This is a genomic window from Sphingosinicella sp. CPCC 101087, from assembly GCF_004151485.1.
Taxonomy (GTDB): Bacteria; Pseudomonadota; Alphaproteobacteria; order Sphingomonadales; family Sphingomonadaceae; genus Allosphingosinicella.
In genome coordinates this window covers 535,129-548,912 of the sequence record NZ_SBFF01000001.1, presented here as the reverse complement: position 1 = coordinate 548,912, position 13,784 = coordinate 535,129, and the positions used below count along the sequence as shown (strand labels likewise).

General features: G+C 66.2%; 13 protein-coding genes. 11 read left to right on the top strand and 2 right to left on the bottom strand.

Annotation, left to right across the window (positions count from 1 at the left end; genetic code table 11):
• Positions 1-26 precede the first annotated feature (26 nt).
• From otsB to otsA, 3 genes are read left to right on the top strand one after another with little or no spacing between them, the layout of a single operon-like run.
• Entirely contained in the window at positions 27-758 is a 732-nt protein-coding gene (otsB, locus tag EKM57_RS02630; RefSeq protein WP_129790881.1) for a trehalose-phosphatase, read from the top strand.
• A complete protein-coding gene (locus EKM57_RS02625) occupies positions 755-2,545 on the top strand; it encodes a glycoside hydrolase family 15 protein (protein WP_129790880.1) in 1,791 nt (596 codons plus the stop codon). Before otsB ends, EKM57_RS02625 begins: the two co-directional genes overlap by 4 nt.
• Positions 2,542-3,963 (top strand): alpha,alpha-trehalose-phosphate synthase (UDP-forming), encoded by a 1,422-nt coding sequence (gene otsA / locus EKM57_RS02620; protein WP_129790879.1) that lies wholly within the window; start codon positions 2,542-2,544, stop codon positions 3,961-3,963. Before EKM57_RS02625 ends, otsA begins: the two co-directional genes overlap by 4 nt.
• A gap of 64 nt (positions 3,964-4,027) precedes the next feature.
• On the opposite strand, the gene EKM57_RS02615 is transcribed toward otsA, so the two are convergent.
• Both EKM57_RS02615 and EKM57_RS02610 read right to left on the bottom strand, forming a co-directional pair.
• Positions 4,028-4,510, bottom strand: a complete 483-nt coding sequence (locus EKM57_RS02615; RefSeq protein ID WP_243450852.1) for a glycine zipper 2TM domain-containing protein — start codon at positions 4,508-4,510, stop codon at positions 4,028-4,030.
• 209 nt (positions 4,511-4,719) lie between these two features.
• Positions 4,720-5,910 (bottom strand): acetyl-CoA C-acyltransferase, encoded by a 1,191-nt coding sequence (locus tag EKM57_RS02610; protein ID WP_129790878.1) that lies wholly within the window; start codon positions 5,908-5,910, stop codon positions 4,720-4,722.
• Between the two features lie 129 nt (positions 5,911-6,039).
• Between EKM57_RS02610 and EKM57_RS02605 the strand changes: the two genes are divergently transcribed.
• The 8 genes from EKM57_RS02605 (at position 6,040) to EKM57_RS02570 (ending at position 13,646) form a co-directional block, all read left to right on the top strand.
• Positions 6,040-7,197, top strand: a complete 1,158-nt coding sequence (locus EKM57_RS02605; protein WP_129790877.1) for an isovaleryl-CoA dehydrogenase — start codon at positions 6,040-6,042, stop codon at positions 7,195-7,197.
• A gap of 28 nt (positions 7,198-7,225) precedes the next feature.
• The gene (locus EKM57_RS02600) at positions 7,226-7,495 is read left to right on the top strand and encodes a hypothetical protein (protein WP_129790876.1); all 270 of its coding nucleotides are present in this window, start codon (positions 7,226-7,228) and stop codon (positions 7,493-7,495) included.
• Positions 7,492-9,087 (top strand): carboxyl transferase domain-containing protein, encoded by a 1,596-nt coding sequence (locus EKM57_RS02595; RefSeq protein ID WP_129790875.1) that lies wholly within the window; start codon positions 7,492-7,494, stop codon positions 9,085-9,087. Before EKM57_RS02600 ends, EKM57_RS02595 begins: the two co-directional genes overlap by 4 nt.
• A 5-nt stretch (positions 9,088-9,092) precedes the next feature.
• The gene (locus EKM57_RS02590) at positions 9,093-9,554 is read left to right on the top strand and encodes a nuclear transport factor 2 family protein (RefSeq protein WP_129790874.1); all 462 of its coding nucleotides are present in this window, start codon (positions 9,093-9,095) and stop codon (positions 9,552-9,554) included.
• Positions 9,551-11,443, top strand: coding sequence for an acetyl/propionyl/methylcrotonyl-CoA carboxylase subunit alpha (locus tag EKM57_RS02585; protein WP_129790873.1), 1,893 nt, complete (start codon positions 9,551-9,553; stop codon positions 11,441-11,443). Before EKM57_RS02590 ends, EKM57_RS02585 begins: the two co-directional genes overlap by 4 nt.
• 129 nt (positions 11,444-11,572) lie before the next feature.
• Positions 11,573-12,025, top strand: a complete 453-nt coding sequence (locus EKM57_RS02580) for a MaoC family dehydratase (protein ID WP_129790872.1) — start codon at positions 11,573-11,575, stop codon at positions 12,023-12,025.
• Entirely contained in the window at positions 12,022-12,864 is an 843-nt protein-coding gene (locus EKM57_RS02575) for a CoA ester lyase (protein ID WP_129790871.1), read from the top strand. Before EKM57_RS02580 ends, EKM57_RS02575 begins: the two co-directional genes overlap by 4 nt.
• Positions 12,861-13,646 carry an A24 family peptidase gene (locus EKM57_RS02570; protein WP_129790870.1) on the top strand — a complete coding sequence of 262 codons (786 nt, stop codon included), beginning with the start codon at positions 12,861-12,863 and terminating at the stop codon, positions 13,644-13,646. Before EKM57_RS02575 ends, EKM57_RS02570 begins: the two co-directional genes overlap by 4 nt.
• Positions 13,647-13,784 lie beyond the last annotated feature (138 nt).

Sequence of the window (13,784 nt, the reverse complement as noted above, 5' to 3'; positions counted from 1 at the left end):
CGCGCCGCGCCTTGCCACGGGGGCGCATGCATCTCCTTCCGCCCCCGCCGCCCGACCTGCTCGACGGCGCGGCCTTGTTCCTCGATTTTGACGGCACCCTGGTCGAGCTCGCCGAAACGCCCGATTCGATTCGGGTCGCGCCCGAGCTCGAAGCCCTGCTCCGTCGCTTGCGAAGGAGGCTCGGCGGCCGGCTCGCGATCATCAGCGGACGCTCGATCGCGGACCTCGAGCGTCATTTACCCCTGTCTGGCATTGCCTTCTCCGGCTCGCACGGTCTCGAACTTCAGCTGCCGGATGGGACGGGCCTGCCGCTCAGCGTTCCGGTCGGGCTGGAAGATGTGCACGAGCGCGTTCGGCGCTTCGCCAGCGACCGGCCGGGCCTCCTTGTCGAGGAGAAGCCGGCGGGGATCGCGCTCCACTTTCGGCGCGCGCCGGCTGAGGCCGAGGCGGTGGATTCGTTCATGGCGGCTTTGGCCGAAGAGCGTGGCTGGTCGGTCCAGCGCGGTAACATGGTGGTCGAGCTGCGGCCGGTCGGCGCTACAAAGGGAGATGCCTTGCGCGCATTCATGACGGAACCGGAATTCATCGACGCGCGTCCTGTATTCGTGGGCGATGATCTGACCGACGAGCATGGCTTCGACGCGGCCGCCGATCTCGGCGGGGCCGGCGTGCTGGTCGGGCGGCCGCGCGAAACCGCGGCGACCTACGGCCTCGAATCGGTCGCAGCGGTCGCGGCCTGGCTGAGCGCGCTGGCGTGAGCAGCCTCAATCTCTGGCCGATCGGCAATTGCCAGGTAAGCGCCCTCATCGACGACCGCGCCGGTTTCGTCTGGGGGTGCCAGCCGCGCGTCGACGGCGACCCGTTGTTCTGCGCCTTGCTCGAGCCCAAGGGAGAAGCGCCGCTGCCGCGCGGCGAGTGGCGGATCTCGATCGAGAATCAGGTCTCGGCCGAGCAGCGATACATCAAGAACACGCCGATCCTGATCACCCGCCTGACCGATGCCGACGGCGCGGTGGTCGAGGTCTTCGATTTCTGCCCCCGGTTCGAGCGCTCCGGGCGTATGTATCGGCCCGTCGCGTTCATTCGCATCGTTCGCCCGATCGTCGGCGCGGCACGAATCCGGATCGGCCTCAACCCTTGCGTCAACTGGGGCGAGAAGGACGCCGAACGGACCAGCGGCACCAACCACATACGCTATCTGCTGAGGCCTCAGCCGCTGCGCCTGACCACCGACGCGCCGGTGATCCACCTGCTCGAAGGCCGCAGCTTCCGGATCGAGAAGTCGCTGCATTTCTTCCTGGGTCCCGACGAACCGTTCGTGGGCGATGTCACCATGTCGCTGGCGTCGATGCTGCACCAGACTGCCGATCATTGGCGCGAATGGGTGCGCGGCCTCGCGATCCCGCTCGAATGGCAGCGGAACGTGATCCGAGCCGCGATCACGCTAAAACTGTGCCAGCATGACGAGACGGGTGCGATCGTTGCGGCACTTACGACCTCGATCCCCGAAGCCGCGCACAGCGGTCGAAACTGGGACTATCGCTACTGCTGGATTCGCGACGCTTACTATACGGTCCAGGCGCTGAACCGGCTGGGCGCACTGGACGTTCTTGAAAACTATCTGAGCTATCTCAGGAACATCGTCGACCAGTCCAAGGGTGGCCATATCCAGCCGCTTTATGCCGTGTCCGGCGAGCCGAAGCTCGAGGAAGGCGTCGCCGATTCGCTGGCCGGCTATCGCGGCATGGGGCCGGTGCGGGTCGGCAACGCCGCCTTCACGCAGGTGCAGCACGACGCCTACGGGCAGATCATCTTGTCGAACACCCAGGCTTTCTTCGACGAGCGCCTGCTGCGCAGGGCGACCGAGGAAGATTTCGTCTCGCTCGAGAAGGTCGGCGAACTCGCCTGGACGACACACGACCAGCCGGACGCCGGTTTGTGGGAGTTCCGCACGCGCACCGGCGTGCACACCTACAGCTCGGTGATGAGCTGGGCGGCGTGCGACCGGTTGGCCAATATCGCCGGAGAGCTTCAGCTGAACGAGCGGGCAAAGCTCTGGCGCCAGCGCGCCATGAAGATCCGCAAGGCGATCGAGGGGAAGGCCTGGCTCAAGGACGAGAAGAGGTTCGCCGCCACCTTCGGCGGCACGGAGCTCGATGCGAGCCTTCTCCAGCTGCTCGACATGCGCTTCCTGGACGCTGGGGACAGCCGGTTCGTCAACACGTTCAATGCGGTCGAGAAGGGGCTTCGCCGCGGTCAGCACATGCTCCGCTACGCCAGCGAGGACGATTTCGGGCTCCCCGAAACCGCCTTCAACTTCTGCACCTTCTGGTTCATCGAGGCGCTTCACCTGGTTGGGCGGCACGAGGAGGCCAGAGCGCTGTTCATGGAAACCCTCGAAAGGCTCACGCCGGCCGGCCTGCTGTCGGAGGATACCGATTTCCAGACTGGCGAGCTGTGGGGAAACTATCCGCAAACTTATTCGCTGGTCGGATTGATCAACTGCGCCGGCCTACTTTCCCAACCTTGGAGCTCCGTCCGATGAGCCGCCTGATCGTCATCTCCAATCGCGTATCGGCCCCGAAGGCCCGCAGCGCCGGCGGCGCCCAGGGCGGATTGTCGGTCGCGCTGGCGGCGGCGCTGAGGGAATATCGCGGCCTCTGGTTCGGTTGGTCCGGCAACAAGACGGACGAATTTACCGGCCATATCGACCTGCAGCGCCACGAGGGGGTCACCACGGCGACGATCGACCTGGAGGAGCAGGACGTCGACGAATATTATAACGGCTACGCGAACCGCACCTTGTGGCCCCTCTTCCACTACCGGATCGACCTGGCCGAGTATGACCGCAGCTTCGGCAGCGGCTACGAGCGGGTAAACGAACGCTTTGCTGAGACGGTCGCGCCTCTGATCGAGCCTGACGATCTCGTCTGGGTGCATGACTATCACCTGATCCCGCTCGGCATGCAGTTGAGGGAGCGGCGGCTGAAGAACCGGATCGGCTTCTTCCTTCACATTCCCTGGCCGCCGCAGCGTCTGCTCGTGTCGCTGCCCTTCCACCAGAGGCTGGTGCGCTCGATGCTGGCTTACGACCTGATCGGCTTCCAGACGGAGGAATGGCTCGATTCCTTTCACCATTATATCGAGCGCGAAATGGGCGGCACGGTGGAGGCCGACGGAACGATCTGCGTCGGCAACCGCCGGGTGAAGGCGGCCGCCTTTCCGATCGGAATCGACGCCGCCGAATTTAGCGGGGCGGTCGCGTCCGATACCGCCAGGATGGCCAATGAGCGGCTTCGGCGCAGCGTCGAGGACAAGCATGTCATCATCGGCGTCGACCGGCTCGATTATTCCAAGGGCCTCGCCGAGCGCTTCCTCGGCTATCGCCGCTTCCTCGAGGAGCATGACGATTGCCGCGGCAGGGTGTCCTTCCTCCAGATCGCTCCGCCGTCGCGCGGTGAGGTCCATACCTACGAGCATATTCGCGAGCAGCTCGACGAGCTGTCCGGCCGCATCAACGGCGAATTCGCGGAGATCGACTGGGTGCCGATACGCTACGTCAACCAGGGCTATCCGCGCGAGGAGCTGGCCGGCTTCTACCGCGCCGCGGAGATCGCCCTGGTGACCCCGCTGCGCGACGGCATGAATCTCGTCGCCAAGGAATATGTCGCCGCACAGGATCCGGAAAATCCGGGCGTGCTGATCCTTTCCCGTTTCGCCGGCGCGGCTCTGCAGCTCAAGGAGGCCCTGCTGGTCAATCCCTACAGCAAGGATGAGATCAGCGACGCCATCGCCAAGGCGCTCGACATGCCCAAGGTGGAGCGGATCCGGCGCTGGCGGGCGATGATGGACAGCATCGAAGGCGAGGACGTCGTCTGGTGGCGCAAGGCCTTCGTCGACGCCCTCCAGAGCGTCGGCGAAGGGCAGAGCGAGACCGAGAAACCGGTCGAACTCCAGGAATGAAGCAGGTCGCGAACCGGATTGGATCCCGTTCGCTTACCTGAGCAGCCGCTGAAACGGGCCCTGCCTAGCGACAGCGCACGTCCGCATTCTGCTCCACCGTCCGGCCGAGCAGTGCGCCGAGAACGCCGCCGAAGATCGTGCCGGTGGCCCGACTCCGGCCGCCGTCGATGGCGCGGCCCAGCAAAGCGCCGGCGCCGGCGCCGACGACCAGTCCCGTCGTTCCGTCGCTGCGCCGGCAATAATAGCGCCCGTCCGAGCCGCGATAGACATGATCCTCCGCGCCCATCGGCCGCTCCTGGTAGCGGGGATCCTCGCGATAATCGCGAGCGGCATCATAATCATAGTCGTTGTAGGAGGCGCGATAGCTTTCGTCGCGCCGGACGGCCTCCTCGTAGCGCTCCCGCTCGCGGTCGTAGATCGCGCGCTCCTGGTCGAACCGCTGCTGGGCCGCCCGCCAGCGATCCTCCTCGGCCCGGCTCTGGCCGAAGGCAGGCGTGGCAAGGATGGAGGCGGTGGCGAGAGCCATCACGAACAGGCGCGTCTTCATTGATCATTCCCCATGCAGATCCGGACCGTTGCGGCGGTCGCTTCGTCTCGAAACAGCTCTTCCTCGTGCCGCAACCATCCCTTTTGCCCCTGGCGGGGCGACGGCCGTTTCTCCTTCAGCCAAGCTGAACCGCTGCTGACGATCCGTGTCCCCGAGGTGGACCGCCCCGGAGGTTCGCGCTTCCGGCGCAGGCCTCCCGATCCGGCTTCCTAGTCGATCAGCTCCAGAGCCACGGCGGTCGCTTCGCCGCCGCCGATGCACAAAGACGCGAGGCCGCGCCGACCGCCTCGGCCTTCCAGCGCCGACAGCAAAGTCGCCATGATCCGCGCGCCGCTGGCGCCGATCGGATGGCCCAGCGCGGTGGCGCCGCCATGAACGTTGATGACGTCGTGCGGAATGCCCAGATCGCGCATCGCGATCATCGCCACGCAGGCGAATGCCTCGTTGACTTCGTACAGGTCGACCTCGCCGGTCGTCCAGCCGGCCTTGTCCAGCGCCTTGCGCATAGCGCCGATCGGCGCGGTGGTGAACTTTGCCGGCTCGTGCGCATGCGCGGCGTGGCTGAGAATGCGTGCCACCGGCTTAATCCCAAGCTTCTCGGCGACGCTCATCCGCGTGAGCACCAAGGCGGCGGCGCCGTCGCTGATCGAGCTGGCATTGGCAGCGGTGATCGTTCCGTCCTTGGCGAAAGCGGGTTTCAGGTTCGGGATCTTCTCCGGATTGGCCTTGCCGGGCTGCTCGTCGACCGCAATTTTCTCCTCGCCTTTGCGGCTGGTGACGGTCACGGGCGCTATCTCGCGCTCGAAGGCACCGCTTCGGATCGCTTCATTGGCGCGGCGTAGCGATTCGATCGCATAGTCGTCCTGCGCCTCACGGGTGAACTGGTATTCGCGCGCCGTATCCTCGGCGAACGTTCCCATCGCACGCCCAGAATCATAGGCGTCCTCCAATCCGTCGAGCATCATGTGGTCGTAGACCGTGTCGTGGCCGATGCGGGCGCCGGAGCGGTGCTTCTTCATCAGATAAGGCGCGTTCGACATCGACTCCATGCCACCGGCCACGATCATGTCCGCCGAGTTTGCCGCGAGCATGTCGTGGGCGAAGATGGCGGCCTGCATGGCAGATCCGCATACCTTGTTCACCGTCGTCGCCTCGACCGAGCGGGGCAGGCCGGCACCGAGCGCGGCCTGGCGCGCCGGCGCCTGGCCGAGGCCGGCGGGAAGCACGCATCCCATGAAGATCTTTTCGACCGAATCGGGAGAAATCCCGGCCCGTTCCACGGCAGCGGCCACCGCGGTCGAGCCCAGTTGCGTTGCACTGGCGCCTGAAAGGCAGCCCTGGAAGCTGCCCATCGGCGTGCGCGCATAAGATAGGATGACGATCGGGTCGGCTGCGGACATGCGGAAGCTCCTTGCTGGACCATCCTCGATAGCGAGGGGCGCTGATATTGTGCACTGCACATAGGTCCGGCGCCCGCCTTGTTCAAATCCACGGCGCTCTGCTACGGCGCCTGCGACAGGAGTGGATGCATGGCCGAATTGGGGCTCGATTTCGCGCTGGGGGAGATGGCGGAAGCGATCCGCGACACCACCCGGCGTTTCGCCGCGGACAAGATCGCGCCGCTCGCCGCCGAAATAGATGAGAAGGACTGGTTCCCGCGCGAGCTGTGGCCGCAAATGGGTGAGCTGGGCCTGCATGGAATCACCGTGGAGGAGGAATATGGCGGCCTCGGCCTCGGCTATCTCGAACATGTCATAGCCCAGGAAGAGGTGGCTCGGGCCTCCGCGTCGATCGGCCTGTCCTACGGCGCCCATTCGAACCTTTGCGTCAACCAGATCCGCCGCTGGGGCAATGAGGCGCAGAAGCGAAACTATCTTCCGAAACTCATTTCGGGCGAGCATGTCGGCGCCCTCGCCATGTCGGAGTCGGGCGCCGGGTCAGACGTGGTCGGGATGAAGCTGAAGGCCGAGAAGGTTCAGGGCGGCTACGTCCTCAACGGGACGAAATTCTGGATCACCAACGCGGCTTATGCGGACACCCTCGTCGTTTATGCGAAGACCGGCGAAGGCTCGCGCGGCATCACCACCTTCCTCATCGAGAAGGACATGCCGGGCTTCTCCATCGGTCAGAAGATCGACAAGGTCGGTATGCGCGGCAGCCCGACCGGAGAGCTCGTCTTCCAGGACTGCGAGGTTCCCGACGAGAATGTCATGGGCCCGGAAAATGGCGGCGTCGGAGTCCTGATGTCCGGACTGGACTATGAGCGTACCGTGCTCGCCGGAATCCAGCTCGGAATCATGCAGGCCTGCCTCGACACTGTTCTCCCCTACGTGCGCGAGCGCAAGCAGTTCGGCCAACCGATCGGCAGCTTCCAGCTGATGCAGGCCAAGGTGGCCGACATGTATGTCGCGCTCAATTCGGCACGCGCCTATGTCTATCAGGTCGCCAGGGCCTGCGATGCCGGACAGACCACGCGCTTCGACGCTGCCGGCGCGATCCTCTATGCGTCCGAGAATGCGGTCCGCGTCGCGAACGAGGCGGTCCAGGCGCTGGGCGGCGCGGGCTACACCAAGGATTGGCCGGTCGAGCGTTACATGCGCGACGCCAAGCTGCTCGACATCGGTGCCGGCACCAACGAGATACGCAGGATGCTGATCGGCCGCGAGTTGATCGGGGCGGGCGCGTGAGCCCCGCACAGGTGCAGGGGAGCCGCTCATGACGTTCGCCGAGATCCTGGAATGGTATGCGACCATCAGCGGCATCGTCGCCGCGCTGATGATCGCGTCGGACGTCAACCGCAAGGTCACCGGCTGGGGCTTCGTGCTGTTCTGCACGATGAACGTGGCGTGGATCTGGTTCGGAACGATCGATGACACCGGCGGGCTGACGACCCAGAATGTCGTGCTGCTGGCCATCAACGTGATCGGCATCTACCGCTATCTGGTGCGCAAGCAGCCGCTGCATCCGGAGGCGCCGCAGGCATGAGCGTCCTTACGAGCAGCGTGGACGAGGGCTCCGACCTTTACCGCCGCTACGCCGGCCATAATCGATCACTGGCGCAAGCGCTGCGCGAGAAGGTTGCGCTCGCCGCGCTCGGCGGACCCGAAAAGCATCGCGAGCGGCATGTCGCGCGCGGCAAGCTGCTGCCGCGCGAGCGCGTCCACCGGCTACTCGATCCGGGCTCGCCTTTCCTCGAGATCGGGCAGCTCGCCGCCGGCGGCATGTACAAGGATGAGGCCCCCGGCGCGGGGATGATCGCGGGCATCGGCCGGGTGTCGGGGCTCGAGACGATGGTGATCGCGAACGACCCCACCGTGAAGGGTGGCGCCTATTTCCCGATGACGGTGAAGAAGCATCTGCGCGCGCAGGAGATCGCGCTGCAGAACCGGCTGCCGTGCGTCTATCTGGTCGACTCCGGCGGCGCCAACCTGCCGCACCAGGCGGAGGTCTTCCCGGACCGGGAGCATTTCGGCCGCATCTTCTACAACCAGGCGCAGATGAGCAGCCTCGGCATCGCCCAGATCGCCTGCGTGATGGGAAGCTGCACCGCCGGTGGCGCCTATGTTCCGGCGATGTCGGACGAGACGGTGATCGTCCGCAACCAGGGCACCATCTTCCTCGGCGGCCCGCCGCTGGTGAAGGCGGCGACCGGCGAGGTGATCTCGGCCGAGGACCTGGGCGGCGCCGAAGTGCATGGCCGGCGTTCGGGCGTGGTCGATCACGTCGCCGAGAATGACGATCATGCGCTGGCCATCGTTCGGGACATTGTCGCACGGCTCAACCGGGTGAAGAGCGTCGACCTCGACCTGGCGGAGCCGGTCGAGCCGAAGCTCGACCCGGCCGAGCTTTACGGGATCATACCGGACGATGTTCGCACGCCCTATGAAGTGCGCGAGGTGATCGGCCGTATCGTCGACGGTTCCGAGTTCCACGAATTCAAGCATCTCTACGGCAGCACCCTGGTGTGCGGCTTCGCCCGCATCTGGGGGATTCCCGTCGCCATCCTGGCCAACAATGGAATCCTCTTTTCGGAAAGCGCACTGAAAGGCGCTCATTTCATCGAGCTCGCCTGCCAGCGCCGTACGCCCCTGCTGTTCCTGCAGAATATCTCCGGCTTCATGGTCGGCGGCAAATATGAGGCCGGCGGAATCGCGAAGGACGGCGCCAAACTGGTAACCGCCGTCGCCACCGCGCAGGTGCCCAAGATCACCGTCCTGATCGGCGGCAGCTTCGGCGCCGGCAATTACGGCATGTGCGGCCGAGCCTTTTCCCCGCGCTTCCTGTTCACCTGGCCCAACAGTCGAATCAGCGTGATGGGGGGCGAGCAGGCGGCGTCGGTTCTGGCCACGGTCCACAAGGACGCCGACAACTGGATGCCCGAGGACGCGGAGGCGTTCAAGGCGCCGATCCGCCAGCGCTACGAGGACGAGGGCAACCCCTATCACGCCACGGCGCGGCTGTGGGACGATGGCATCATCGATCCGGTTCAGACGAGGGACGTGCTCGGTCTCGCCTTCGCGACGACCCTCAACGCGCCGATCGCGGATCGGGCGCAGTTCGGGCTGTTTCGGATGTGACGAAGATGAGGTTATTCGGTCCGTTAGCCCTGATCTGCCTTGCTCTGGCCTCGCCGGCCCGAGCTGCCGAGGCGGATGAACGCGAAGAAGTGCTCGCCACCGTACAGCAACTCTTCGACGCGCTGGCGGGTCGCGACCAGGCGGCGATCCAATCGATCCTCCTTCCGGAAGGACGGATCACCAGTCACGTCGTCCGCGACGGCCAGGTCGTCGTCCGCACCGGTTCGTGGGAGGAGTGGACGAAGCGCATCATGAGCGCGGACCGGCGGCTCGAGGAACGGATGTTCGATCCGGAGGTCCGGATCCGGGGCAGCCTGGCGGCGGTCTGGGCGGAATATGACTTCCTCGTCGACGGCGCCGTCTCCCACTGCGGCGTCAATCTCGTGGATCTCGCCAAGGCAGATGGCCGCTGGCGCATCCTCAATGTCAGCTTCACCGTCGAAACCGAGGGGTGCGCCACTCGATGATCCGCTCGCTGCTCATCGCCAATCGCGGGGAGATCGCCTGTCGGGTGATCCGCACCGCGCGTCGTCTCGGCATCCGCACCGTTGCCGTGCATTCGGATGCCGACGCCAGGGCGCTGCACGTGCGCGAGGCGGACGAATCGGTGCATGTCGGGCCTTCCCCGGCGCGGGAAAGCTATCTGCTGGGCGAGCGGATCATCGCCGCTGCGAAGGAAACGGGCGCCGAAGCCATCCATCCCGGCTACGGCTTCCTGTCGGAGAATGCCGATTTTGCCGAGGCAGTGATCGAGTCCGGGCTGATCTGGGTCGGCCCGAAGCCCCAAAGCATTCGCGCCATGGGCCTCAAGGACGCCGCCAAGAAATTGATGGCCGAAGCCGGCGTGCCGGTGACGCCGGGCTATCTCGGCGAGGAACAGGCGCCGGAGCGGCTGCAGGCCGAGGCGGATGCGATCGGCTATCCGGTGCTGATCAAGGCGGTCGCCGGCGGCGGCGGCAAGGGCATGCGCAAGGTCAATGCGTCCGGCGAGTTCGCCGAAATGCTCGCCAGCTGCAAGCGCGAGGCGGCGGCCTCGTTCGGCGACGACCGGGTGCTGATCGAGAAATATATCGAGCGGCCGCGCCATATCGAGGTCCAGGTGTTCGGCGATGCCCACGGCAATGTCGTCCATTTGTTCGAGCGCGACTGCTCGCTCCAGCGCCGCCACCAGAAGGTGATCGAGGAAGCGCCGGCTCCCGGCATGGACGAGGCGACCCGCGCCGCCGTCTGCGAGGCGGCGGTCAAGGCGGCGCGCGCGGTCGACTATGTCGGGGCGGGCACGATCGAGTTCATCGCCGACGGCTCGCAAGGGCTGCGCGCCGACCGCATCTGGTTCATGGAGATGAACACCCGCCTCCAGGTCGAGCATCCGGTGACGGAGGAGATTACCGGCGAGGATCTGGTCGAGTGGCAGCTCCGCGTCGCCGCGGGCGAGACGCTGCCGAAGCGGCAGGACGAGCTCGCCATCCAGGGCCATGCGATCGAGGCGCGACTTTATGCGGAGGACCCGGTCAACCAGTTCCTGCCTTCGACCGGGCGGCTCGACCATTTCGACCTGCCGCGAACCTTGCGGATCGAGACCGGGGTCGAGGAAGGGGACCGAATCAGCCCCTGGTACGACCCGATGATCGCCAAGCTGGTTTCTCACGGCCCCAGCCGGGCCTGGGCAATCGACGAGTTGGTCGGTGCGCTCGAGGCGGTCGAGGTGTGGCCGGTCAGGACCAATGCCGCCTTTCTCGCCCGCGCCGCCGCCGATGCGGACTTCCGCGCCGGCGAGGTCGATACGGGCTTTATCCCGTCCAAGCTCGAATCGCTGCTGCCCGATCCGGCACCTTCCGAAGGAGTCTGGAACATGGCCGCAGCGGCGATGCTCGCCGTCGATTTCGGCGAGGACGGGGAGGGCGACCCGTGGAGCGCGCTCGCTGGATTCAGGGCCAATGCGGCGGAAGCGGCGCGGATCAGCCTCAGCCATGCCGGCACGACCCGGACGATCGAGGCCGACGCTGAGCGGCCGCTCGAAGGCGTGGCAACGGCTTCCGGCGGCTCGGTCCTGGTCTTTTCGGACGGCCAGGCCTTCGCCTTCACCTTGCCCGGCGCCGCCGGATCCTCGGGCGCCGGCGATGCGCTCGACGGGGCGGTGCAGTCGCCGATGCCGGGTCGCGTCATCGCGGTCGACGTGTCGGCGGGTACGAAGGTGGAGCGCGGCCAGAAGCTGGTGACGCTGGAAGCGATGAAGATGGAACATAGCCTCACCGCGCCCTTCGCCGGCATCGTCACCGAACTCAACGTCGCCGAGGGTGCTCAAGTGAGTGAGGGCGCCCTGCTGGTGCGGATCGAGAAAGGGGAAGGGGAATGATCGTCCCTCGTCACCCCTGCGAAGGCCGAGGTTCAGGCGATTGCGAAAACTTCCGGAGGCGTCTCGCAAAGGGCTCGGATGTCAGGCTTCCGTGGCATTTCGGAATTGATCTCGGAACGGAGGCGTAAAATGCCCGGCCGCTATTACGAGCAGTGGACGCTGGGTGACCGAATCCGACACCAGCCGCACCGTACCGTCACCGAGACCGACAATCTTCTCATCTCGGCGCTGACCCACAATCCGCAGCCGCTCCATCTCGACGAGACCTATGCGGAAGGCACCGAGTTCGGCCGGATCGTCGTCAACGGCACCTTCACCTTCGCGCTTCTCGTCGGCCTTTCCGTCGGAGATACCACGCTCGGCACGCTCGTCGCCAATCTCGGTTACGACAAGGTGCGCATGCCCAAGCCGGTCTTCATCGGCGACACGCTGAGGGCAGAGACCGAAGTGGTCGGCCTGAAGGATTCGCAGTCGCGTCCCGAGGCGGGCATCGTCACCTTCGAGCACCGCATGTACAATCAGCGCGAAGAGTTGGTCTGCGTGATGGAGCGCACCGCCTTGATGCAGAGACGGCCCGCATGAAGTTGCGTTCATTGCTGTTCGTGCCCGGTGACCGGCCCGACCGGATGGAGAAGGCGCTCCGGTCCGGCGCCGATGCCCTGATCCTCGATCTCGAAGATGCCGTCGCGCCTACGGTCAAGCCGGAGGCGCGCGAAGCGGTTGCGCGCTTTCTGAGGCGTCCCCGTCCGGTCCAGCTGTGGGTGCGGGTCAATCCACTCGATGGTCCCGAGATCGACAAGGACCTGCAGGCGATCCTCCCGTCGCGGCCGGACGGGATCGTCCTTCCCAAGGCGGAGGGCGGCGGATCCGTCGCCGCGCTCGACCGCCTGCTGTCCGGGCGCGGCGACAGCCATGCTCTAATCCTTGCCATTGCGACGGAGACGCCGGCGGCCATCTTTCAACTCGGCACCTTCGGCGGCCAGGACCGACTCGCCGGGCTCACCTGGGGCGCGGAAGACCTGCCTGCGGCGATCGGGGCTTCCGCCAGCCGCGAGCCGGACGGGCGATTCACGCCCCCTTACGAACTTGCGCGCTCGCTCTGCCTGTTCGGCGCGGCCGCCGCCGGAGTGGCGCCGATCGAGACCGTCTATCCGTCTTTCCGGGATTCGAAGGGCCTGCAGGCCTATGCGGGGCGCGCTCGCCGCGACGGCTTTACCGGCATGATGGCTATCCATCCGGATCAGGTGTCGGTGATCAACGCCGCCTTCACGCCGTCCGATGCCGAGATTGCTCATGCTCGCCGGGTCATCGAAGCGTTCGAATCCCAGCCGGACGCCGGCGCTCTGTCGCTCGACGGTCGGATGATCGATAGGCCCCACCTCGTCCAGGCCCGTCGGCTCCTCGCCGCGGCCGGAGAATGACCGGGGCCGGCCCGGACATCCTCTTCCTGGCGCTGGGACTTGTCTTCGGCGCCATCGTTGGCAGCTTTCTCGCGACCCTCTTGATCCGCTGGCCGCGCGGAAGGAGCGTGGTCGCCGGCCAGTCGCGCTGCGACAGTTGCGGAACGCCGCTGGGGCCGCGGGATCTGGTGCCGCTTCTATCCTACGCCGCCTTGCACGGCAGGTGCCGTCGCTGTGGTGCGGGCATCGACCGGCGCCATGTGGCCACGGAACTCGTCGCCGCCCTGCTCGGCCTCATTTCCCTGATTGCCCATCCGCTGCCGCTCGCCGCCGTCACCCTGCTGCTGGGCCTCTGGCTGCTCCTGCTCGTCGCGCTGGACGTCGAGCATCACTGGCTCCCCGACAAGCTCACCTTGCCGCTGATTCCGCTCGGGCTGCTTGTTGGCTGGGCCGGGTTCGGTCCGCCGCTCGCCGACCGCCTGCTCGGCGCCGTGCTGGGCTGGGCGGTTCTGGCCGCGATCGCGGCCGTCTATCGTCACGTGCGCGGTCGGGAAGGCCTGGGCGGCGGCGACCCCAAATTGCTGGCCGCCCTGGGCGCCTGGCTTGGGGCGACTCAGCTTCCCTTCGTCCTCCTCGGGGCTGGCCTTCTGGGGCTCGCCGCGGTGTTGCTGATGCGGCTTCGGGGCGAGGCCGTGAGCGGTTCGAGCCGCCTGCCGCTCGGCGCGTTGATGGCGGTGACGGCCTGGCCGATATGGTTGATCGTCGCCCCAAGGGCGGGAGCGGATCTCATGCCATTTCTTTGACACAAGTTATTCAGCTTCCATCCATAATGCCTCCGATAGGGTGAAGATCCGAGGGCGGCGCTTTTCCCTAGAGGCGCCGCCCCACCGATCCCTTCACCCCCTGCGCACGCGCCCCTCGAAGGGCTTGCGCACGGCCGG